19 protein-coding genes are annotated in these 23,448 nt (G+C 40.8%); 7 read left to right on the forward strand and 12 right to left on the reverse strand.

Features of this window, described 5'->3' with window-relative positions:
- The first annotated feature begins 328 nt into the window (after nt 1-328).
- The 4 genes from ABJK37_RS08430 to ABJK37_RS08445 all read left to right on the forward strand — a co-directional run bounded on the left by ABJK37_RS08430 (nt 329) and on the right by ABJK37_RS08445 (nt 3,717).
- Nucleotides 329-1,732: an alanine/glycine:cation symporter family protein gene (locus ABJK37_RS08430; protein ID WP_348352028.1), complete on the forward strand. Its 1,404-nt coding sequence runs from the start codon at nt 329-331 to the stop codon at nt 1,730-1,732.
- Between the two features lie 196 nt (nt 1,733-1,928).
- The gene (locus ABJK37_RS08435; protein WP_348352030.1) at nt 1,929-2,330 is read left to right on the forward strand and encodes a GFA family protein; all 402 of its coding nucleotides are present in this window, start codon (nt 1,929-1,931) and stop codon (nt 2,328-2,330) included.
- A 96-nt stretch (nt 2,331-2,426) separates the two neighbouring features.
- Nucleotides 2,427-2,888: a hypothetical protein gene (locus tag ABJK37_RS08440; protein ID WP_348352032.1), complete on the forward strand. Its 462-nt coding sequence runs from the start codon at nt 2,427-2,429 to the stop codon at nt 2,886-2,888.
- Between the two features lie 67 nt (nt 2,889-2,955).
- Entirely contained in the window at nt 2,956-3,717 is a 762-nt protein-coding gene (locus ABJK37_RS08445) for a penicillin-binding transpeptidase domain-containing protein (protein ID WP_348352034.1), read from the forward strand.
- A gap of 140 nt (nt 3,718-3,857) precedes the next feature.
- Here ABJK37_RS08445 and ABJK37_RS08450 read toward each other — a convergent pair whose 3' ends face one another.
- The 4 genes from ABJK37_RS08450 to ABJK37_RS08465 are packed head-to-tail and all read right to left on the reverse strand — an operon-like array spanning nt 3,858 to nt 6,741.
- Complete coding sequence (locus tag ABJK37_RS08450; protein ID WP_348352036.1) at nt 3,858-4,256, reverse strand: YkgJ family cysteine cluster protein; 399 nt, start codon at nt 4,254-4,256, stop codon at nt 3,858-3,860.
- 24 nt (nt 4,257-4,280) lie between these two features.
- On the reverse strand, nt 4,281-5,294 hold the full coding sequence (ylqF, locus tag ABJK37_RS08455) for a ribosome biogenesis GTPase YlqF (RefSeq protein ID WP_348352038.1): 1,014 nt from the start codon (nt 5,292-5,294) through the stop codon (nt 4,281-4,283).
- Nucleotides 5,295-5,352: 58 nt separating this feature from the next.
- Complete coding sequence (locus ABJK37_RS08460) at nt 5,353-5,529, reverse strand: hypothetical protein (RefSeq protein WP_348352040.1); 177 nt, start codon at nt 5,527-5,529, stop codon at nt 5,353-5,355.
- A gap of 36 nt (nt 5,530-5,565) precedes the next feature.
- A complete protein-coding gene (locus ABJK37_RS08465; RefSeq protein WP_348352042.1) occupies nt 5,566-6,741 on the reverse strand; it encodes an FAD-dependent monooxygenase in 1,176 nt (391 codons plus the stop codon).
- Between the two features lie 427 nt (nt 6,742-7,168).
- Here ABJK37_RS08465 and ABJK37_RS08470 point away from each other — a divergent pair, with 427 nt between their 5' ends.
- Nucleotides 7,169-8,161 (forward strand): ATP-dependent 6-phosphofructokinase, encoded by a 993-nt coding sequence (locus ABJK37_RS08470; protein ID WP_348352044.1) that lies wholly within the window; start codon nt 7,169-7,171, stop codon nt 8,159-8,161.
- A 16-nt stretch (nt 8,162-8,177) separates the two neighbouring features.
- On the opposite strand, the gene ABJK37_RS08475 is transcribed toward ABJK37_RS08470, so the two are convergent.
- The 7 genes from ABJK37_RS08475 to ABJK37_RS08505 all read right to left on the reverse strand — a co-directional run bounded on the left by ABJK37_RS08475 (nt 8,178) and on the right by ABJK37_RS08505 (nt 16,751).
- Nucleotides 8,178-9,008, reverse strand: a complete 831-nt coding sequence (locus ABJK37_RS08475; protein ID WP_348352046.1) for a LytTR family DNA-binding domain-containing protein — start codon at nt 9,006-9,008, stop codon at nt 8,178-8,180.
- A complete protein-coding gene (locus tag ABJK37_RS08480) occupies nt 8,986-10,089 on the reverse strand; it encodes a histidine kinase (protein WP_348352048.1) in 1,104 nt (367 codons plus the stop codon). Before ABJK37_RS08480 ends, ABJK37_RS08475 begins: the two co-directional genes overlap by 23 nt.
- A 118-nt stretch (nt 10,090-10,207) precedes the next feature.
- Nucleotides 10,208-10,669: an Mpo1-like protein gene (locus tag ABJK37_RS08485; protein ID WP_348352050.1), complete on the reverse strand. Its 462-nt coding sequence runs from the start codon at nt 10,667-10,669 to the stop codon at nt 10,208-10,210.
- A 146-nt stretch (nt 10,670-10,815) separates the two neighbouring features.
- Nucleotides 10,816-12,321 (reverse strand): tryptophan halogenase family protein, encoded by a 1,506-nt coding sequence (locus ABJK37_RS08490; RefSeq protein WP_348352051.1) that lies wholly within the window; start codon nt 12,319-12,321, stop codon nt 10,816-10,818.
- Complete coding sequence (locus tag ABJK37_RS08495) at nt 12,318-13,829, reverse strand: tryptophan halogenase family protein (RefSeq protein WP_348352053.1); 1,512 nt, start codon at nt 13,827-13,829, stop codon at nt 12,318-12,320. The genes ABJK37_RS08490 and ABJK37_RS08495 overlap by 4 nt, the downstream gene beginning before the upstream one ends.
- Nucleotides 13,822-15,240 (reverse strand): tryptophan 7-halogenase, encoded by a 1,419-nt coding sequence (locus tag ABJK37_RS08500; RefSeq protein ID WP_348352055.1) that lies wholly within the window; start codon nt 15,238-15,240, stop codon nt 13,822-13,824. The genes ABJK37_RS08495 and ABJK37_RS08500 overlap by 8 nt, the downstream gene beginning before the upstream one ends.
- A complete protein-coding gene (locus tag ABJK37_RS08505) occupies nt 15,240-16,751 on the reverse strand; it encodes a tryptophan halogenase family protein (RefSeq protein WP_348352057.1) in 1,512 nt (503 codons plus the stop codon). The genes ABJK37_RS08500 and ABJK37_RS08505 overlap by 1 nt, the downstream gene beginning before the upstream one ends.
- Nucleotides 16,752-17,154: 403 nt before the next feature.
- On the opposite strand from ABJK37_RS08505, the gene ABJK37_RS08510 reads away from it, so the two are divergent.
- Nucleotides 17,155-20,460, forward strand: a complete 3,306-nt coding sequence (locus tag ABJK37_RS08510) for a TonB-dependent receptor (protein WP_348352059.1) — start codon at nt 17,155-17,157, stop codon at nt 20,458-20,460.
- Between the two features lie 130 nt (nt 20,461-20,590).
- Here the strand turns inward: ABJK37_RS08510 and ABJK37_RS08515 are convergent, their stop codons facing one another.
- Nucleotides 20,591-21,274 carry a flagellar brake protein gene (locus ABJK37_RS08515; RefSeq protein WP_348352061.1) on the reverse strand — a complete coding sequence of 228 codons (684 nt, stop codon included), beginning with the start codon at nt 21,272-21,274 and terminating at the stop codon, nt 20,591-20,593.
- Between the two features lie 165 nt (nt 21,275-21,439).
- Here ABJK37_RS08515 and ABJK37_RS08520 point away from each other — a divergent pair, with 165 nt between their 5' ends.
- Nucleotides 21,440-23,236, forward strand: coding sequence for a PDZ domain-containing protein (locus ABJK37_RS08520; protein ID WP_348352063.1), 1,797 nt, complete (start codon nt 21,440-21,442; stop codon nt 23,234-23,236).
- Nucleotides 23,237-23,448 lie beyond the last annotated feature (212 nt).

Genomic DNA, 23,448 nt, shown 5'->3' on the forward strand with positions numbered 1-23,448 from the left:
GTTTTAGCTGTGTAATTAAGACAACGGGTTTTGATCCGTTACTATGTCGTTGGTTCGAGTCCAGCTACCCCAGCCATTTATAAGAAAAACGCTAAGCATTTGCTTGGCGTTTTTTTGTTTTAGCTGTGCAATTAAAACAACAGGTTTTGATCCGTTACTATTCGTTGGTTCGAGCTCGTTGGTTAGAGTCCAGCTACCCCAGCCCTCTTTTAAAAAAATACTAAGCATCTGCTTGGTATTTTTAGGTTAGTTGTACTTTGGGCTCTAGACATCATTGTTAATAGACGGCAAACTTCCAACACAAATTCAAATACTTGTGAGTTAAACTTTGATTTCCGAAATCGTCGCTTTTATTAATAATATCCTTTGGGGTAACGGCCAAATACTCATTTATATGTTGCTGGCAGCGGGCGTATGGTTTTCCGTAAAGTTGGGCTTTATTCAAATACGCCACTTTGGCCATATGTTTTCGGTTATGAAAGGCAGCAATAAAAGTGACAAAGCCGGTATAAGTTCCTTCCAGGCTTTGTGTACCAGCTTATCTGCCAGAGTTGGCACTGGTAACCTAGCGGGTGTCGCCGTAGCGATCTCGCTAGGTGGTTCAGGGGCAATATTTTGGATGTGGGTGATTGCTATTCTTGGGATGGCTACGGGCTTTGCAGAAAGTGTTTTAGGACAACTTTATAAAGTCAAAGATACCAACGGAGAATATCGCGGGGGTCCTGCCTATTATATTCAACAAGGTCTCAATAAGCGTTGGTTAGCAGTTCTATTTTCACTCTTTTTATTTTTAGGTTACGGCTTTATATTCAGTGCCGTGCAAGCCAATACTATTACCGATGCGCTCAATCATGCCTATGACATCCCTACCCTATACGCTGGTCTAGTGATTATCATTTTAGCTGGCTTGATTGTTATAGGGGGCTTACGGGCGATTGCAAAGTTTGCCGAGTGGGTTGTGCCCTTTATGGCAGTGACTTATGTGTTAGTCACGCTGGCAATCACCTTTTTAAATATACAACTGGTTCCCGCCATGCTGTGGGACATTATAACCTCTGCATTTGGCCTTCAAGAAGCAGGGGCTGGTGCCATTGGTGCTGCATTTAAACATGGCGTGCAGCGTGGCCTCTATTCAAACGAGGCGGGCTCAGGTAGCGTACCTCATGCTGCGGCAAGTGCCACGCCAAACCCAAATCATCCAGTCTCCCAAGGTTATGTACAAATGCTTGGTGTATTTATCGACACGATGATCTTATGTACCTGTTCTGCTGTGGTCATTTTATTAGCTGGCGGAGCGTCAGGTGAAGGCATGGAAGGTATTCGCCTAACACAAGATGCCATGAGTTCGCACTTAGGTGCCGGCGGTGGTGATTTTGTTGCAGCTGCCATCAGTTTGTTTGCATTTACCTCAGTTGTAGCCAATTACGCTTACGGTGAAAGTAATTTACATATGTTTAAACTCGACAATAAATCTGGCCGAGCAGCCTACACAACCGGTTATTTGTTAATGATTTTATGGGGTTCAATGGCCGCGTTACCGGAAGTCTGGGCGATGGCAGACATGGCCTTAGGTTTAATGACAGTGATCAATATTACCGCCTTAGTTTGGATGACTCCCACTATAGTTTCTATCAGTAAGGATTATTTTGCGAAACGAGACAGTGGTAAAAAGATCACTTACAAAGCCGGAGATTGTGAAATTCAGGGTAAATCAGAAGACGGGATTTGGTAAAACATTGCTAACCTAGAAAATCCGCACTTAACAACAGTCTTTCGAGACAAGGTTTTTAAAACGGAAAAGGTGTTTGAGACAGTTAAGTGCGGATCTCATTCGGGTCACAGAGTACACCAATTAAGCCAACCTCAACTCGCTGCGCGTTTTTTGGGGCGCTACCTGTCTTTAAATTGCAGGCAATGGAGGGAGTTCGATGACTGATCATTTAGGTTCTTGTCTGTGCGGAACCGTAAGCTTTGCAATACATGGCGAGTTTGACAGTTTTTATTTGTGCCATTGTCATCACTGCCAAAAGGATACAGGTTCGGCTCATGGGGCAAACCTATTCTCACAGTCCGCCAAATTGGTCTGGCAGTCGGGTTCAGAGGCAGTGACTTCCTTTACACTTCCTGATACTCGTCACAGCAAGAGTTTTTGTAAGCTTTGTGGTTCAGCCCTGCCAAATACTCAAATATCAGGATTGCTCGTTGTCCCTGCAGGCTGTTTGGACACTGAATTATCTATATTGCCAACTGCACAAATTTTTTCATCAAGCAAAGTATCTTGGGGTGTTGAGTTAGAAAGTGTGGCACAGTTCAAGGGCTTGCCGGAGTAAACTCCGTTCTAATATAAATTGGCGTATTAGCGGACGCCCCCTGTCTGTGCCCCCGCAAAGCCATGGGTTAAAAATCTAGTCAATTGTGGAGGTTTCGTGCGAATTTTAATTAAGATTTTAATAGGTTTGTCCCTCATTGTTCTCTCTAATTTAATAATGGCTGAACAATGCAGTAAATCTTGCCAATTGGATCAGGTAAAAGCCTATTTTTCTGCACTAGATAAAGTTGCTAAGAAAGGCTCACTTCCTTCGGATATTGATACCCTTCTAGAGTTAACTCATGATGATGTTAAATATATTCACGTCGAATATCAGGCCAACTTTACCAAAGATACTTGGCGCAAAGCTTTTCTACGAAACCTCAAATTAGGTAGATATCAAAATACTGATAAAAACCAAATTCGTATTTTAAACTCTATAGCGGGTAAAAATCATTTAGCCGTTGAATACTCACACGGACTTATCCAAGAAAATGGTGAATGGGAAAAAACTGACAAGTACTTAGCCATTTTTGGCTTTACTGATGGCAAATTATCGTTAATCAAAGAGCTATGGTAACGATACCTAACACATATCATGGCTGACACGAAAACAAAGCGTGCTATTTATTAAAATCGAGATAAACATGAAATATTTGGGACTACTGGTGATATGGACTCTCTCCGCTAATATTTACGCTGCGAATAAAGAGATAGAAAGCCTTTACAGGGATAACAATGTTAATGGGGCAATTCTCATTGAATCTGCTGATGGCAAGATAAAATATCAACATAACGTTGACGACACAGAAAGCTTTATTCCTGCTTCAACATTTAAAATCCCCAATACTTTAATTATATTAGAGGAGGGCTTGATTAAGGATTCTTCTGATGTCATTGCTTGGGATGGTGTAGCGCGTGAATACGCTCGATGGAACGAAGATCAAACGCTTAAAACAGCCTTTCAGTACTCATGTGTTTGGTGTTATCAACGCTATGCAAAAAAGGTTGGTAATTTGAAATATCACGAATACCTGAGAGATTTTGACTACGGTAACCAATTAACTGGTAGTGAGATCACACAATTTTGGCTTGATGGTGATCTTAGAGTTTCTGTAAAAGACCAAATTGGCTTTTTGCGTAAATTGTATGAGGAGAATCTCCCAATTCAGAAACGACATATTAAAACACTGAAGAATATTATGTTGTCACAAAGCAGCAGCCAACTAAAAATCTGGTCAAAAACAGGTTGGTCCGGCAAGGACGGGTGGTATGTGGGTTATCTTATTGTTAACGAACAAACATGGTTTTTTGCAAACCACATCGAGATAAATCAAAGTTCAGACTTGCCGTTGCGAAAGAAGCTGACAATGGATACATTCAAAGCTCTCAAAATTATTCAACAATAATTGGCATAACAATCGTGTAGTGTCAGATTGGTATGCCGCTACGCTCCTAACTCGCCGCAAACGCGGGCGTTAATGTCAGGTTTAGAGCTGTAGCCCAATCATAAACCGGATATCCCCAATGCCTGATAATCGCACTGCAGCTAATCATAACTAGGACGACTGTCTTTGAGCAGTGTATCCAAGTCTTTTTGTGCTTGTTGGGGATTGGCTAAATCCCCTTGTTGCAACATTTCACATTCATCGTTAATCATCTGTTTAATTGTTACTGGGTAAAATCGGCAGTCTTCCGGACGGTCGTAGTAGATGTCGCAGGTATAGATTGTTTTATCAGGTTGCTGAGAATGTTTCCCTTCTCGCAAAAAAGGGCACAACGACAATTGTTTGCCACTTTGTGGTGAAAACCAAATCAAGCCCTTTTTAACGTATGCGGCAATATCAGGCTTAAACAGCTCCCACATATCGATGTCTTCATCTGATGCAGACAAGTCGCCATTACTGTATTTAATGCAGCACTTTCCACAGGAATTACACTCTTGCATCAGACCACTGCCGCGCTATCATGGTTATTTCCTGCGATTAGATTGTTTTTTCATACGTGCAGACTGCTCTGCCCTGTCGTTTTGACGTTTTTCTTTGCGGTCTTTTTTATCAGGTGTTAATGAGCCTGTTTTAAAACGTGCTTTTCGGTCGACTTTATCCGCCGCCTTTTTAGCCGCGACTTCTGCCATTTCTATGACTTCTTGTTCAATCATAGAGGGTGTTTCTAGGCTAATACGACCGATTTTCCCAGAGCGTAGTTCGTTAATTAATACTTCACATATTTTATGTAGATTAACTCGCCCGCCTGTCATTAAGGCTCCGCGTCGGGCCGCAGCCAGCTCTAGAAACTCTATTTCTGTATTGGGTATATTGTCTAAATCAAAACGCGCTTTGAGCAATTCAGGATAGGCTTTTATTAAGTAATCGGCGGCAAAAAAACCTACATCGTCATATTCCATAGCAGTGTCTTTAATCGCGCCAGTTGAGGCTAATCGATAACCACTGTTTGGGTTCTCTAATTTTGGCCACAATATGCCTGGCGTATCGAACAAGGTAATGCCATTGCCCAAATTGATGCGCTGTTGGGTTTTAGTGACTGCCGCTTCATTGCCTGTTTTGGCGATAACACGATCAGCCAATATGTTGATTAAGGTTGACTTACCTACATTCGGAATACCCACTATCATAGTATGGATAGCTTTTACGCTCGCGTCTTTTTCAGGTAACATTTTTCTGCACAACTCCAAGATTTGTTTCATCTTGGCGGGTTCTTCAGTTGTGGATGCAAAGGTTTTAACTGATCGTTCTTGCTCCAAAAACGCTTGCCATGCCGTTGTAACTTCGGAATCGGCAAGATCCGTTTTACTCAACACCTTGATACAAGGTTTGTCTCCTCGTAACTTTGCAATCATAGGGTTTTCGCTAGAATATGGAATGCGCGCATCCAGCACTTCAATTAGCACATCAACTTGTGGCAATGCTTCTTTAATTTCTTTTTGAGCCTTGTGCATATGCCCGGGATACCAATGAACTGCCATCTAATCTGCCTATTTAATTAATCTAAAAACGGGGAAAATAATAATCTGTGTATGGGTTTTACTCTGCGTAGTGCATCACTAGCTGAATAGTCAGCATTATAACTAATAAAGGTAAGATCCAGCGACCTAACTTACTCATTTGTTCGTTGGACATTCTAAAGTTGGAACGCTCTATTAAAGGAACAATGACCACTAAAGCAATCACCAACACAGCCAAAATAATTAATACCGTCATTTGTTGTTGTCTCTTTTATTAAATATCCATTTTAGGTTATAAACCCATCGCATATTTCATTGCATTCTGTTTTACAGGGCCTGCATGATTTGCCAACTTTAAACCTAGATTACGCAACAATTTAAGTGGTAAAAGATCATTACTAAAGGTGGAATATAACAAATCCATAGCGCTCATCATGATTAAATTATCTTTGCGGCGCGCTACTTGGTATTGATTTAGCCAAAGGCTGCAATGGCCAGGTTGTAAAACGATTGACCGATCATGTTTTGCGATTTGTTCCCGAATAACACTTAGCAGCGCAGCCACATCTTTAAAGCCTAAGTTTACCCCCTGACCCGCCAGCGGATTAATGGTATGGGCTGAATCACCTATTAATACGGTGTTGCCTTTAAAATATTGATTGGCATGCATACGAGTCAAAGGAAAGCTGGCCACATCAATCACCTCAAAATCAACCAATTCCGCCGGAAAATGCTGTAATACATGTTGTTTTAGCTTTGTCTTAGACAGGCTTTTTAAATGCTGTATATCCTTAGCGTTGTGATACCACACTAAGGCTCCGAAACCATCATATAACGGTAAATACGCCATGGGCCCATTTGGTGTGAACTGTTGCCAAGTAATGTCCTGTTGTCCAGCCTTAGTTTTAATTTGAATACCAAGAGCCTGTTGCGAGTACTCCCAACCCTGAGTGCCTATATTGGCCGCTTTTCTCACCGCAGAATGACCACCGTCCGCTCCTATCAAGACTTTCGCTTGAATAACCTGACCATCTTCTAAGGTGACACTCGCACTTTGGTGCGTCGTTATATTGGTTACTTTTAAATTTTTGTAAAAGTTCACTTCAGTTGTAGCTATAACGTTATGCAAACCTAATTGTACAAGGCGGTTTTCTATTATATTGCCGAGGTGTGACTGACCAATGTCGACACAATTAAAATCAGTACGGCACGACGGTTTATCCCAGACTGATAAGCGTTTATATGGGCACAAACGCATGCTCTTAATCTCGTCCCAAGCACCTATTTCTCGAAGCAATTTTTCAGAAGTTAAACTGATAGCAGAAACTCGCATATCAGGCGGTTGTTCAGGTTCGAATGTAGCAGGAATATTAGGCTCTATCATGGCGATCTTAAAGCCCATATTTGCTAATCCAAGAGCCATTGCTGACCCGACCATTCCTCCTCCCACCACACAAAAATCAAACACTTTGACTATCCTTATTTTACACTCAGCAATGATACCAAAAACACCGACGAGTTTACGCTAATACTCACACAATCACCTTAACCATTGCACTATCGATTCTCTACTAATACTGATAGGTACAGCTTTTGTTAAAAATAAAGGGGCGCATATAGTCGCTCTACAAACTAAATAACAAGCCAGGAAATATTGCAAACGCCTCGGTAACACACCCTCAAAAGCTAAATTGATCCACATGTGATTTATACAAGTCGAAACTCGGCTTTGCGACCTTTATCTTTACAGGCCAAAGAGCAACTAGCAAATACAACTGTCATAACGCGATTTCGAGAGTAACTGATTAATTTATCTACTAAAAATCTTGTTTACTGCGACTTTGCATTCTACCCTAGGATACAACTGTTGATACAAACCCATTGAGAAGAACGCCATGAAAAAAATAGCTGTTTTGACTTCAGGTGGTGACGCACCAGGTATGAATGCTTGTATAAGGTCAATTGTACTCACAGCTGAGCATTATGACCTTGAAGTAATAGGTTATAGACATGGGTATAATGGTCTAATTGACCAAGAATACAAACTACTGTCGGCTACCAATGTCACCAATATTATTCAACGTGGAGGCACGATTCTAAAAAGCGGTCGCTGTGACGATTTTCACACTGAAGAAGGTGGCAGAGCAGCAGCTAAAAACCTTCAAGAATTAAGTATCGATGCACTACTCGTGATTGGCGGTAACGGTTCTTTTCGTGGCGCTCACCATTTATGTAAATACTATACCGGCCAAGTAATTGGATTACCTGGAACGATTGATAATGACATTAGCTGCACTGATGCGACTATTGGTTATTACACTGCCATAGAAACCGCACTGGATTCCATCGATAAAGTACGCGATACCGCCGATGCTTTTGAGCGCATATTTTTGGTTGAAGTAATGGGAAGACATGCTGGTTTTATTGCGCTAAATGCAGCCGTGGCGGCAGCGGCTGATAGAGTGTTAGTGCCTGAAGATTGTCATGACATTGATCTTGAAGTGGATAACATTATTGAACATTTACATGCCGTTTATAATCAACGCGGTATTTCGAGTTTTATAGTGGTGACTAGCGAAAACTTGTTACCAGGTGGAGTCATAACCTTAGCCCAAATGATCACCGATAAAACTCAAATAGAGTGTCGCCCTGTCATTTTAGGGCATGTACAAAGAGGGGGTTCACCGGTTAGTCAAGACCGAATTCTAGCCACAAAGTTAGGAGCCTTTGCCGTCGAACAAGCCTTAGCTGGGCAAAACAATATAATGGTGGGTGAACTCAACAGCAAATTAGTCGCTCACCCTATTGAAGAAAGCTGGTTGCAAAAAAAGCCACTTGATAAGTATTTATTAAAGCTTCAGCAACAGTTATTTAATACCAAGTCTTAACCCAACGTCAAAGAAGCTATAGTTTAATCATTTCCTTAACACGATCTCGATGACTACGGCTTACTTTAAGTTCAGTGCCATTGTTCAATATCAGGTGGTATTCACCACTAATATGGCTCACCATTTTTTGTACAAACTTAATATTCACTATCGCAGAACGGTGCGCTCTCACAAATTTTTTCGGATCAAGGTCATTTTCTAACTCTTTCATTGTACGGCGCATAATGTGTGTTTTTTCAGTTGCATGAACACACATATAGTCGCCTGCCGCATCTATCCATTGAATGTCATTTATCGCTACGCGAGTCACCTCTGAACCGTCTTTTATTGCTAAAACGTCGGGGTAAGTGTTGGTGCTGATACTTTCTCCACTAGCAAGTTTTCGCAAAATATCTTCACAATCGTCCCCAGTAAAATCAGCAAGTAAGGTGGCAAGTTTTTGATTGTTACCGTCCTGCTGTTTTTGCTCTAAGGTCATAACCACCTTATCCACCGCATCTTTAAGACGGCTTTCGTCTACTGGTTTTAAAACATAATCTAGGGCGTGAACATCAAACGCCTTAATGGCATAAGAGTCAAAGGCGGTCACAAATACAATCAACGGCATAGGTTGCTTGAGTTCTTGCAGTTTGTTGATGACTTGAAAACCATTCAATCCTGGCATCTGAATATCTAGAAACACTAATTCGGGCCGTAGTTGTGGAATAAGCGTTACAGCTTCTAGCCCATTTTTGCACTCACCTACTATTTCAATATTTTCAAATTCAGCCAAACGCAAAGACAACCCCTTGCGCGCAAGGGGTTCATCGTCAACTATGACGGTGCTAATTCTCAATTTTTGACTCATTTGAGCTCTCACTTATTTCGTATGGAATGCGGATATTGACTTTGACGCCAGTAGGATAATTATGGGAAATAACAAACGAATAGTTATTCACATACAGGGCTTGTAATCGATCTTGGATATTATGTAAGCCCACTCCCCCACTCTTACTAGTCGGCAAATGACCGTTTTTGATTTCCGCTCCGGGACCATTGTCACTGACGTTTAGCATCAGGTCACGACCAAAGGTTTTGGCTGAAATACTGATGCGTCCACCTTCTTCTAATTTAGAGATAGCAAACTTAATAGAGTTTTCGATAATAGGCTGCAATATTAAACTTGGCACCAAAGCACTTTTAGTCTTTTCTTCTATGTCCCACACCACTGTAAGTCGATCTTCAAAGCGTACCTTTTCAATTTCCAAATACAGCTCTAGTGCTTTAATCTCTTGGATAAGAGGCACTCGCCTAATAGGATCTTTATCCAAAGAATACCGTAAAAAATCACTCAAACGACTTACCATAGCTTCGGCTGTTTTGTTCTCTTTCATCAAAATAAGCGTTGAAATCGCATTGAGGGTATTAAATAAAAAATGTGGGTTGAGTTGGTATCTGAGCATTTTAATATGAGCTTGATGCGCCATTGAAGAGGCCTTAAGCACATTTTGCTTTTCTCTAAGTAACATCTGATAGTTTTTGACACCAAAATATCCACCGGTCCAACATCCGATCATAATTAAAGAATTAATAGTGTCTTTGAAATACCAATACCATTCATCTGGCCGATAGCCCTTTTTGTAAATTTCCCAATTATTGACATTTTTGACTAATGTCCAGATTAACGCTGTAAAATACAAACTTGCGCCAATTAGAATAATCATTTTAAGTGGAGATAAAGTAAGGGCTTTACGATACACATACCTAAGAGGGATTGTCAGCAACCAACCTGCGTAGGCGTTAAGTATGATGACAAAAAGCCAAATACTACGCATTTCTTGTAAGAAAGAGCCTATGTAATAAACAATAGCGAAGCCACACCAACCCGCTGTATGTAGTGTCCAAAACAACCGTTCTCGGCTATCGACTAAGTTTTCCCACTTCGGCACATGATTTCCTGAATAATGGATAGAAAGTTAGTATACAAAAAAAAGACCTAGGAAACTCTCCCTTGGTCTTAGATTAGCGGTGTTTTATCGCAACTATTTTTGGATAATAAGGATAAGTTTAATAGTTGATATTTAAACGTTTTAACCAATGTACCCACCACCATGCGGGCCCCACCAGCAAAAATTGCAAATCTTTTAGAAAACTCGGTTTTTTACCTTCAATGTTGTGGCCAACAAATTGCAAAATCCACATCACTACAAACAAAACCAGACTAAACTTCCAAACAGAAATGTCCATCGAAACCAATAACTGAATACCGAAATAAGACAAGATTGATAAAAGTGTCATCGCCGCACCTATCGGCCCTGACAAACGAAAGTAATAATACAAAGTAGGGATCACTAAAACATGTACCCAAGTAACACCAAAATAATCTAAAAATTCAGGTGTGGGAATAGACCAAACCAGCGCCAATGTAACAAAGTAGATTGCGGGAACGGCTATTGCGTGGATTAAGATATTGGTTTTATTTTTATGACTCTCACCATACTCATTTAACAAAAATTCGATTTGGCGCATGCAAACTCCATTAACTATACATTAACTCTAATTTAACAACTTCATTTACTGGCATCAATTAAAACCTAATACACCTAGTCACAAAATCTACCTTTTTACTCGTATCTTACAAACAATTAGACTTTTTAAGGTACCAAATAAAACAGTTACGACTTACATAGGTCGACGAGGTACTGCTCGTGGGAGGGCATAACTTCAACACACCTTTGAGTGGCACGATGCAATTCAGCCATTCGCCTTTCCATCAGGTCATCATCAAGTATATCTGCGAGGGGGTGGTATCTGTTGGGCTCAATATTTTGCCCATTAAATACCGCAAACCAACTGACAGAACTAAATAATTCCAAATCTTCTCGGTACAGTCGAGCATTTTCTTTATATATAGCAATTCGATCTTCGAGGGTTTTAGGAATATCCATAGTGCGACAATAATTCCAAAAAGGGCTATCATTTCGCTCAGTGGCACAATAATGCAAGATCAGAAAATCTCGAACTTGTTCATATTCTGCTTGGGTTTTCCTATTGAAGTAATCAATATCGTGTTGATTAAACAATTTATCGGGCCAATTTGTCATTAGTCTTGCGATCGCGCTTTGAATAAGATGAATTGAAGTTGACTCTAGTGGCTCTAAAAACCCTGCAGCTAATCCTATTGCCACAACATTCTTATTCCATGTTTTTTTACGTACACCTGTTTTAAAACGTAACAATCTTGGTTCTGCAATGGCAGGAGTTTCAAGGTCTTTATTAAGGCTAGCCAATGCTTCATCATCGCTAATAAATTGACTGCAGTAGACGTAGCCATTACCTGTTCTTGATTGCAAGGGAATACGCCATTGCCACCCCGCTTCTTTTGCCGTTGCCCGTGTATATGGAGGAAGATCGTCTAACCTTTCAGTGAGTCTCGCGACGGCTCGGTCGCAGGGCAAATAATGAGTCCAATCCTCGTAACCTGTGTTTAAGGTTTCTTCAATTAACAAACCTTTGAAGCCAGAGCAATCAATAAAAAGGTCACCCGCAACCACAGCGCCATTTTCAAGTTTAAGGCTTTCAATATGACCGTTTTTATCATTTTGTTTAACCTTAACAATTTTACCTTCTATACGCTTTACGCCGCGCCCTTCGGCTACACTACGCATATATTTAGCGTATAATGCAGCATCAAAATGATAAGCATAATCCATACTACTAAACGGCGAAGCTTTTAAATCTGGCCTCGGGTGTTGAAACTTACCCGCTTTAGCGGCAAGCCCTGGCAAACTAAATTCAGCGATAGGCTTTGCCGTACCTTTATGTTTTTGGCGCAACCAAGTATGGTGGAAATGTACCCCTTGCATATCTATACCATAGGGGCCAAATGGATGCACATAGCTGTCACCTAATTTTCCCCAATTTACAAACTCAATGCCCAATTTGAAGGTTGCATTAGTTTGACGTAAAAACTCATTTTCGTCTAAACCGGCTAATCGGTTAAAATATTTAATATGGGGTATGGTCGCTTCCCCTACTCCCACAGTACCTATTTCTTCTGATTCAATTAGTTGAATATTAATATGTTTAGTACCGATCGATTTTGAAAGTGCGGCAGCAGCCATCCACCCAGCGGTACCACCGCCAACAATAACGACATTTTTAATATTATTGAGGTTCAAGAATTTACTCCATTTGCGTATTTGTGAACGAATTCAGCATGGGACGGAAGACGGCTGACCGCATGCTTCATTGCATTATTCATCGAATCTAGACTCCGTTGAATATCGCTTATTGGAATACCGGTCAATATAGGTTCGTTAACTTCTGGTTCAATGTTTTGCCCTAGTAAAACAGCTATCCAACTAGGTTTAGAAAATAATTCTTGATCATCGCGAAATACTCTCCCCGCAGCCCTAAACAACTCTATTTTATGACATAAGCTATCTGGAATAGTCATTGTCCTACAGTAGTTCCAAAAAGGTGTATCCTCTCTCGTTGTGGCGTGATAATGCAAAATGATAAAATCTCTGATTTGAGTAAACTCTCTACTCATCAAACGATTGTATTCGCGCTGCACAACTTCTGAAAAATCACCATCTGGATAAAGTGAAATAAACCGAGCTATTCCTTGCTGGATAAGAAAAATAGAGGTGGATTCTAAAGGCTCTAAAAATCCAGCTGATAAACCTATTCCCACGCAATTTTTAACCCAAAACTTTTCTCTACAACCCGTTTGAAAGTGAATAGTTCGCGCATCGCCAAGGGGTTTTGCATCTAATCCCTCAAGTAAAATCTGATTAGCCTTGTCGTCAGATATAAAATCGCTGCAGTAAATATGCCCATTGCCAGTACGATGCTGAGTCGGAATCCGCCATTGCCAACCAGCTGTTTTTGCAGTAGATATTGTATAAGGTGGCAGTGGTTCAACTCTTTCACTTGCTACTGCTTGAGCACGATTACAAGGAAGCCAGTGGCTCCAATCGTTAAACTTTGTGTCTAGAGTCTTTTCTAGCAGTAGTGCTTTAAAGCCACTGCAATCGATAAAAAAATCTGCAGCAACATTGTGTCCATTTTGCAAAGTAACACTTTGGATATTGCCGGTTTCTTTGTGGGTGTTTACGTTTTCAATCTTACCTTCAATTCTAACGACCCCCCGTTGCTCGGCATAATTTCGTAAAAACGCTGCGTAGGCTGAGGCATCAAAATGGTAGGCATAGCGCAGATGGGAAAGCACCGACTTGGGATTATTGTCAGGTAAGATAAACTTCGTTTGTTTCGCTGCAACTGAGCAAATGCTGTAATCTTCGAGTTTGGCTGTATTTCCGTTTTGTTTGCTGTGTAACCAGTATTGATGAAAGTCGATGCCATTCATATCAACACCGTGCCCCCCAAACGGATGGAAATATCTATCGCCTAGCTTGCCCCAATCACGAAACTCTATACCTAACTTAAACGTACCTTTAGTCGCCACGAGAAATTCTTGCTCATTAATTCCTAACATACGATTAAAATTGGCAATATCAGGAATAGTCGCTTCTCCTACTCCGATTGTTCCAATCTGTTCGGACTCGACTAATTTAACTGATACGTTTTCAGGAAGCAGCATCTTGGAAAGCGCTGCAGCTGTCATCCAACCTGCAGTGCCACCTCCAATAATCGCAATGGTTTTTATATTGGTGTTAGCCATGCTTTTCGCTATTCCTTAAATAGGTGGTGAATTTTTCTAAATACAGATGATGTGCTGGCATGCTCGCTGCCAAGTGTGCGATCCCTGCACGCATTCTGTCTAAGTTTTTTTGAGTTTGCTCGAAATCGACTTGTTCCGCCATTCTGTCATAACGCTTAGGTATTCTTCCAAGACCAGCATGTAATATACTCCAATCTTGCTGGTTGAAGGGTTCAAAGTCATAATTTGCCACAATACCGCGGTGTAGGTATTGAGAGAGCTTTCTATCAAGTTTTTCGGAATCGGGATAACCCACCTCACGTTGCCCTGCATATATTGCTTGATGAAACAGTTCTGCATGTGTGATGTCATCTTGATATCTGCGATTGTATTCTTGCCTTTCTATTTGTGTTTCATAATTGACTGGGAGCAACTCCAAAAACCGCTCAATATCTTTCTTTAAAAGAATATAGGCTGCAGGGGTAATCGGCTCTAGTGCATAAGCAGCATGCCCTATGCCTAAACAATTGCCCTTCCACGCTTCCTTTCGATGCCCCAGTGTAATCAATTGACAACCTTCTTGTTGGTTTTCAATTGAGGACTCGAATAAGGAAACGATTTGGTTTTGCGCACGCAATGGTGTTACCGACCGCCAACCAGATTCACTACCACTAATCAGGCGACAAGCGGGCCCAGTTGCTGAGGTTGTCTGGGTTTCTTTAGTTATGTTGACAGTTCGTTGTTGCACAAAGTCATTTTCTAAGGAGCCAAGTAATTGACTGCTTGTACCACTACAATCAATATACAGGTCAGCCTCTAGCTTAGTGCCATCTTTGAGTTGCACATAATCGATATGATTTAGGCTTTGATTGATTTTTATAGTATCGGCATCTATGACATCAATTCTATTCATATCAATCTGTTTAGCAAACATACCTGACCATTGAGCAGGATCAAAGTGATATCCATATTCGGCACGAGAAAGAGGTGACTGCAAATTGTCGGTGGGAGGATGAGCAAAAGTCCCTTGCAACGCTGCTTGAGAGCTGATTAAAAAATCTCCCAATGATGCACCATGCCTAGTCATAAAATGGTGCAGTTCAACTCCAGCAGTTGCAGCAAAAGGTAAATGAAAACATTGCATCCAATCTCGATTATGGTTACCCCAATGAGTAAAATGGGTTCCGAATGAAAACGTAGTATCAGTTTCTAAAATTAATTGTGGCTCAGTAATCCCAAGAAGCAGATTAAATTGGTACGCCTCTGGTGAAGTAATACCACCATAAAGCACCTCGCTTGGGCAACTAGTGATAGGTTTAACCCATATGATTTTAGTATTTTTTGGAAGGGTTTTACTCAATGCCAGTACTGTCATGCTAGCCGCTAGTGTATTACCCAAGACTAAAAATTGAGCGCTTTTTGGTTCGTACATTATTTAGCTCTTCGTAATTCAGTGTGTGATGCTGCACCAAAAATATCTAAAAAATCAGCATGAGTTGTAGCGTTATTTACAGCACCCGCTATATCGGCTCGCATCGCTTGAGAGCGTTGTTTGACGTGATCAAAATTGCTGTTATCAACTCTAGGATCATAATTTTTAGGAAGTAAGTTTTGTCCCATCATCACTGCGATCCAACTGGGAGGTAAAAAGGCTCCAAATTCGTAGCGCTGGACATAACCTCTGTGCAACCACATGTCTATTTTTTGTTGTAAACTATCTGGCAAGGTCATATTTGTAAAGTATCGCCACATCTCACTATCATCACGCTTAGTTGCAACGTAGTGCAATAGCAAAAAGTCGCGCACTCGCTCAAATTGCAATGACATACGTGTGTTGTATTCTGAAACATCTAGAGGGTCTGCATTTTCGTGTGGAAAAAGTTCAAGCAAGTTTGTGATACCTTCTTGAATCAAATGAATAGATGTCGACTCTAAGGGCTCCAGAAAACCAGCAGATAGTCCTATGGCCACGACATTGTTTTTCCAAAAATGATTACGACGGCCGGTTTTAAAAAAAAGTTGTTTAGGATCGCCCAACGCTGGGCCGTCAAGGTTATTGAGAAGCACTGCGGCCGCTTCATCATCTGAAATAAATTCGTTCCAATACACGTGGCCATTACCGGTTCTATGTTGCAACGGAATACGCCATTGCCACCCCGCTTGTCGCGCAGTAGCCCGAGTATATGGAGGCAAATGTTTTTGACGTTCGCATGGAACCGCTACAGCGCGATTACATGGCAACCAATTTGACCAATCTTGGTAACCAGATTTTAATACTTGTTCAATTAAAACGCCCCGAAAACCAGAACAATCAATAAAAAGATCAGCATCAATTTGTTGGCTGTCATCTAAGGTGATAGAAGTTACATTTCCTGAGTCGTTATTAATTTGAGTATCTACTACTTTACCTTCGATTCTGTGCACACCATGAGTTTCAGAAAACTGTCTCAAATACTTTGCATAGAGGCCGGCATCAAATTGATAGGCATAACCAAAAGCTTGTTGAAGTGAAGTTTTACCTGACCTTGGAAGTTGAAACTTGGCGTTTTTCGCCGCACTTATACCAAAAGAATAATTGTCTAAAACTCCGTAGTCACCATGTCTACTTAATTTAAGTAAATGCTGATAAAGGTCGATACCGTCTATTTTTTGCCCGAAATCACCAAAAGGATGAATATATTTATCGCCTAGACGACCCCAATCACAAAATTCAATGCCTAACTTAAAGGTCGCTTCTGTTTTTTTCATGAAGGCACTTTCATCAATACCTAGGGCTTCATTAAACAACCTGATATGCGGTAAAGTAGCTTCACCAACGCCCACAGTCCCTATAGCTTCAGACTCAACCAAAACAATTGATTTTATTACATTTTTTAGCTTTTTTGAAAGTGCTGACGCTGTCATCCAACCAGCAGTTCCACCACCAAGAATGCATACCCGCATACTTTTAATGTTCCTTTAACGTTCACAGAATTTTTATTGGGTAACTTCAATTTTTAACATACTTTTTGATAAAGAACGTAAAATTGCTAACGTTTACATAAAAAACGTAAACCCTACCATTAGCCTTAAAATCTACCATGTATCCTTACACTTTTGTAAATTTATGTGGTTTTTTATGAAAACGTTTTCTTTTTTGTTACAAGGTTGTTAAGCTTCAATTGTTAGAAAAATAAAAAGGCTATTTTAAGAGGGCTAACAGCTCAGTCCGTCTTATCGCTGCTTAGGACCATTTTGTCGTAAAAGTCGAGCTTTTTAAAACCAATAGCTTAATTTTCCTAACCTAGTAACACCTAGTAGTTAACACATAGAACAAATTAATAACAAAAAACACACTGGAGAGATCATGAACACACAAAAGAAATCGATTCTCGCTTCATCGGTGAAAGTAGCGCTTTATGGTGCTACCGTGCTAATGACGTCGCTTTCTGCACACAATGCAACTGCACAGGAAACGCAGAGCGCCGCGGATGAAAATGCCGAAGAAGTTATTGAAGTTAGAGGTATTCGTGGTGCATTAGCCAATGCAGCAGAGTTAAAACGTGAATCCAGTACATTTATGGATTCTATTACCGCATCAGATGCAAACGCACTGCCAGACTTGTCTGTTGCAGAAGCGCTTTCTCGTGTGCCAGGTGTGACAGTTACAAAATTTGATATAGGTGCAGATGGTGGTGATTTCCCTTCTGCAGAAGGTTCAGGAAACTTAATTCGTGGTCTCGGGCTAATTCGCTCTGAATTGAATGGCCGTGATGCATTTACTTCCGATGGCAGCCGCGCGCTAGATTGGTCAAGTATTCCACCACAAATGATTGAAGGGGTCGATGTTTATAAAAACCAAAGTGCTGACCTTATTGAAGGTGGCATAGGCGGTAGTATTAACCTTAGAACAATAGAACCATTTGACAGAGAAGGTTTTTTTGGCGTGGTATCAGTAGATGGTACTTACAGTGATTTAAGAGAAGAAACGACCCCTACAGTCAGTGCGATTTTTAGTAACCGTTGGGAAACCGATAGTGGAGAATTTGGGCTTTTAGGCTCGTTTTCACGCTCTGAGTTAAAATCACTTTTCAACGGCTACCAGTCTGGCGCTATTACCCCAGTTCCAGTAGGTTCTGTTGCTGGTGATAGGTATCCTGACTTAGATGTAGAAGATTTCACGGGCGATATGATCCCAACTGAAGGGCAAACAGTGGGGATCATTAACGGTTTTCAACTACGAGCAACGGAAGTTGATAGAGAACGCAGTAATGTTTATTTAGCCGGTCAGTGGAGAAGTTCCGACGAATCATTTAAGGCTACAGTTAAGTATGTTCGCGTAGATAACGAAGTATTCGACTTAGAACGAACAACAGAATGGCAAGACGGCGGTGTTGCTTTTGCACTGACTACTGCAGATTCTAATATTATTGCGAACAATGTTTCATTAACGCCATATACATCAACAGGTGTACCTCGTTGCGGTAACGGCGCTGTAGCGGGTGACGACGACGAAGGAAATGCGTTATCACAAGGTTTTTGTAGTGAACTTGTTCCAATTGATGGCGGGTTGTTTGAAGAAGGCCTGATATCTTCCAACGAAAGTAGTTGGTATGGAGCGCCCGGAGCACAAATCGGAAACCTCGGCATAGGTAGAAGTACAGAAACCACCACTGACGACATCAGCGTTAATATCGAATGGGCTGTTGACGATCAATGGTTTGTTGAATTTGACGCTCACCGAACTACCTCTGAATTAACTAAAAGAGATCAATGGATAGGTGCGACCACTCATTTAGATTTCAGAAGTCGACCTAACCTCAATGATCCTGAAATTGAATTCTCTTACAACGACGGTTTTGCCTTTAATCAAGATTTCGTATTGGACGCAGGAAATAACGTTGTTCCCACCGCAGCTCCTACGTCTACCGCTGATCCAGCAGGTTATTTTATGGGGTATGCGGCAGATAGATACCAAGACGGTGAAGGTGATTCGAACGCAGTTAAGGTAGATGCAACATACGACTTTAATCCAGATGGCGACGACTGGTTTCAATCAGTTAAGTTTGGCGTACGCCGAGCAGAACGCGAACAAATTTACCAAGACGCAGGCCTCAACTGGCAAGGTGTTAGCCAAGCATGGGCTGGCGGTATTGCTAGATATAACGCCTTTGATACGGTTGCCCACCAAACTTACGACTTTGCTAATTTCCAACGCGGCGGCGTCGTAGTTGGCGATAATACTGAATTCGTTTATGCACATCCTGATTTTTTAAGAAACCCAGACTCGTTTTATGACTTTTTGGCTAATGAGCCGGATTTGAATACAGGAACTGATCCAGATAACACTCGAACGGGAGACTATAGTCCATTTGCTAATGGTCGTAGGGATGCCAATTATGTCGAGCAATATACTGATGGCCAAACAGCAAACGTTAGCGAGGTTGTCACCAATTTATATATACGCTTTGACATTGCGCAAGACTTTGATAATGGCATGTTTTTAGAAGGAAACTTTGGTGTTCGCTATGTCAAAATGGACATCGATTCGAAAGGTTCATTCCAATACAGTGAGTTTGCAGTGGACGAACAACAAGCGGATCGCCCCGCAGAACTTGAAGCTATTGACAGTATAAGAGACTTCCTACCCGAATCAGCAGCTTATCTTGACCAAGGGGACACAGACAGAACGCTTGGGCTAAATGAAGATTACTATTTGCCTTCATTAAACCTTAAATTAAATTTGGATGATGAATGGCTAGTTAGATTGGGGTTAAGCCAGGGTTTAACACTACCTAATATTTCTGATTACAGTGCATCTCAATCGGTCAGAGCGATAACCTCTATTAGTTTCCCAGAAATTGAGCCAGGAGAACCTGAACCTATCGGAGCCTTAGGTGCTGCTGTTTCAAGACTTTTAGTTACAGGCGGTAACCCTGATCTAGAACCCACCTTAGCAGTGAACTTTGACTTGGCTGTCGAATGGTATGGTGAGGGTGGTAATTACTTCAGTTTGGCATTTTTTAACAAAGATATTAAAGATATAGTCCAAACTGACACTATAGTTCAGGTAGACTCAATTGCACTAGACGGTGCAGATGTCCCTATTTTCTATCAAGGTGCAGTAAACCAGTCGGATGCAACGGTTTCCGGATTTGAAATTTCGGGACAATACTTTTTTGACCAACTAGACGGTATTTGGTCAAACTTCGGGGTTCAGGCCAACTATACCAAACTTGACGTCGATGCGGATTCACCAGAGCGCTCGTTAGATGCCGATGGCGATGGTAATCCTGACAGTTTTGACGGCATTGTGCGTATTGAAACCTTGAATGGTATTATTGGACAATCAGAAAACTTTGCTAATATTGTGGGTATGTATCAAGACGATAGCCTAGAAGTACGTATTGCTTATCAATACCGTGATGAGTTCCTAAACTCATACGAGACTTTTATAACAGGTAACCCCAATATTCAAGACTCAAATTTCTCTTTGGATGCGTCAGTTAAATATCAAATAACCGACAACTTACAGGTCAGCCTTCAAGGCACAAACTTGACGGATGAGCTGCAAACATCAAAAGATATCTTGAATGAAGCTGGTGAAACCTTCCAACGTTCAAGCTTCATGTTTGACCGTAGGTTCCAGTTTGGAGTGCAATACACATTCTAAAATGACGTGTTAAATCTTAATAAAAGCCGCTAAAGTTTACTCTCTAGCGGCTTTTTTATTATTTAAATGTTTGAGGTCAGCATCTGTCGTAGTAAGGCTATAAATAACCTAGCCAGTCGTGCAAAATTGATTAACCAGTTACCAACATAATATCTCGTAGCAACTTATTGACTTCCTCTGCAGGTGTTTCAAACTTTACCCCGTAGTACAAACAAACTTCATCAGATTTACTATTCATAATAGTGCCTTCCAAAAAAGAGTACTTATCTTTAGACGCTGCGAAATACATTTTCACTGATTGCTTTACTTTTGGTTTGATGACACTGCCTTTTTTTATACTCATTCGACATCCATTTACGGATATATCCAACACCACCGAATCACAAACAACCGCATCACTTTGTGCATCCAATATTCTGGTTGCGATTCGGGTGTTAGCTCTGGGTTCAGCTCGTAGATCGTGACTCTGGATAAAAAGAGGAAAACTCGTAAATATCAGATGACTTGGTTTAGTGGTAACTAAGATAATGGATACCTTAAACGCAATGATTTCCCCTGTGTCGTCTTCGAGAATATATCTGGCAATGATTTCCTTGTCTTTAAAGATACCGTCACCTAAAGGTCCCCACTTCCCCTCGTCTGGATATCTGAAAATCATACAACGAGTCCCATCCATGCCTACAAATTCGGTGCGTACCCTTTTCGTAGTGGTAGCGGTTGTCAATTGTAAATCAATGGGGCGACTAGGACGCATGGAGCGAATCTTTTTAAGATCTTCGTTGGTGAGACCAACTTTTTCCTGCAAAATTGCCATTTAATTAAAAATCCTCGGACGGCTTTGATATCATAATTGGAGTTACATCAATTAAGTTGATGTTAAATAAAGTATTTATAAACAACAAGTCACTAACCGATGTTTATGTGCCTAATTATCATTAATCACTAACAAAGTGACATTGTCAAAGAATAGAGAAACACCATGCAGACTTCCCCTCATTCCATTCAATATCAAGTAGGTGTCTCATCTATTGCTGGGCATACCTTTAATGTTAGATTGCGAATTGCAACTCCTGATAAAAATGGGCAAATACTCACACTACCAGCTTGGATCCCTGGAAGCTATATGATCCGAGACTTTGCGAAAAACATTACCAGCATTAACGCCCATGACGATAGCGGAAATAATCTAGACATCGTTAAAATCGACAAACAAACTTGGCAAATCCAAGCAGTTGACTCAGCCATAATTATTACCTACCAGATTTACGCTTTTGACCTTTCAGTACGAGGGGCCTACATCAATGACGAAATCGCTTTCTTCAATGGCACCAATATGTTTTTGGCGGTACAAGGACAAACAGATAACGCTTGCGGGCTAGTTATCGAAAAACCTTCACAAACCAACTTAGCCCATTGGCAAGTTGCGACAACAATGCCAACCGATATGCACAGCAAACACGCATTTGGCGACTATTGGGCCAGTAACTACGAAGAATTAATTGACCACCCAGTGTTAATAGGTGAGTTCGATATTTTCCCTTTTGAGGTAGCAGAAGTGGAGTTTGAGTTGATACTAGCAGGTGGCCATCAAGCAGATACATCTCGTATAACCCAAGATTTAGCCACAATATGCAAACATCATATTGAGTTTTTTGCTGATACCCCCCCTGTCACCAAGTATCAATTTATCACCCTTCTTACGGACAACGCATTTGGTGGGCTTGAGCACATCAGCTCCACCGCATTAATGTACAGTAGAAATGATTTACCAAGGGCATCTGAAGCCGGTAAAATGACGGAGGGATACCAAGTTTTCTTAAGTTTGTGTAGTCATGAGTTTTTTCACACATGGCACGTAAAGAGAATAAAACCTCAAGAATTATTTGCGGCAAATCTAGATGTTGAACAATATACCGAACAATTATGGATTTACGAAGGCTTCACTAGCTATTATGACGATCTTAGTTTATTGAGATGTGGCATCATAACTCAAACTGAATATTTGAAAGTTGTTGCACAAAACCTTACTCGACTTATCCGCAATAAAGGCCGCCTTAAACAAACGATTACTGATTCCAGTTTTGATGCTTGGACTAAGTTTTACAAACAAGATGAAGGCGCTATCAATAACATCGTTAGCTACTATAACAAAGGTGCGATACTCGCTATGTGTTTGGATTTATTGATAAATCAACATAGTGATGGAGAATACAGTCTAGATACTGTAATGAATTTGCTGTGGAACTTACACGGAAAACTCAATATCCCTACCCCCGTTGACGTTATCCAAAAGATTCTTGCCGCTGAAATGAATTTAGACCTAATCGATTTTTTCAAATCAGCTTTGTATTCCACTCAAGAACTACCGTTTAATGAACTATTGGCAACATTTGGAGTTAAGTGCAACTACTCACCAAAACAAAACCTCAATGACAAAGGAGGTGACCCAGCGTTAGCCCCTATAAAAATTGAATTTGGCGCACAAGTAAAAGCGCTAGATATAGGTTTACAAATCACCCAGGTAACAGAACAAACCGCGGCTTATCAGTCTGGGTTACAATTCGGTGACGTGCTAATTGCAATGGATGAATGGGTAGTGAATAAAGAGAACCTACTTCCACAACTCAATAACTGTGCGATTGGTCAATCCATACAACTCAGCGTCATTCGTGACAAAAAACTCAAAAAAATGACTTTTATTGCTGCCGAAGCCCCATGCGACACAATAGCATTAGAAGTGATTAATCAGAAGTTATGCAATAGCTGGTTAGGTTAACCAGCTAAATTACCTATCCTGCCTAATAGTTAGCGACTAAATAGGTTGTTTACATTTAATTTGCTCTCTAAATGTTTGGGGAGCTTCTCAATAATCCACGGCAACACATCCCAACCTAGCTAAAAACCACTCAAACAGAAAACGTTTTCAAAAAAAACAATATGTACGACATAAACGCAATTACTATCGATAATCGCACAAATAACAATCAA

This window comes from Paraglaciecola sp., from assembly GCF_039964565.1.
In the GTDB taxonomy this organism is placed as follows: domain Bacteria; phylum Pseudomonadota; class Gammaproteobacteria; order Enterobacterales; family Alteromonadaceae; genus Paraglaciecola.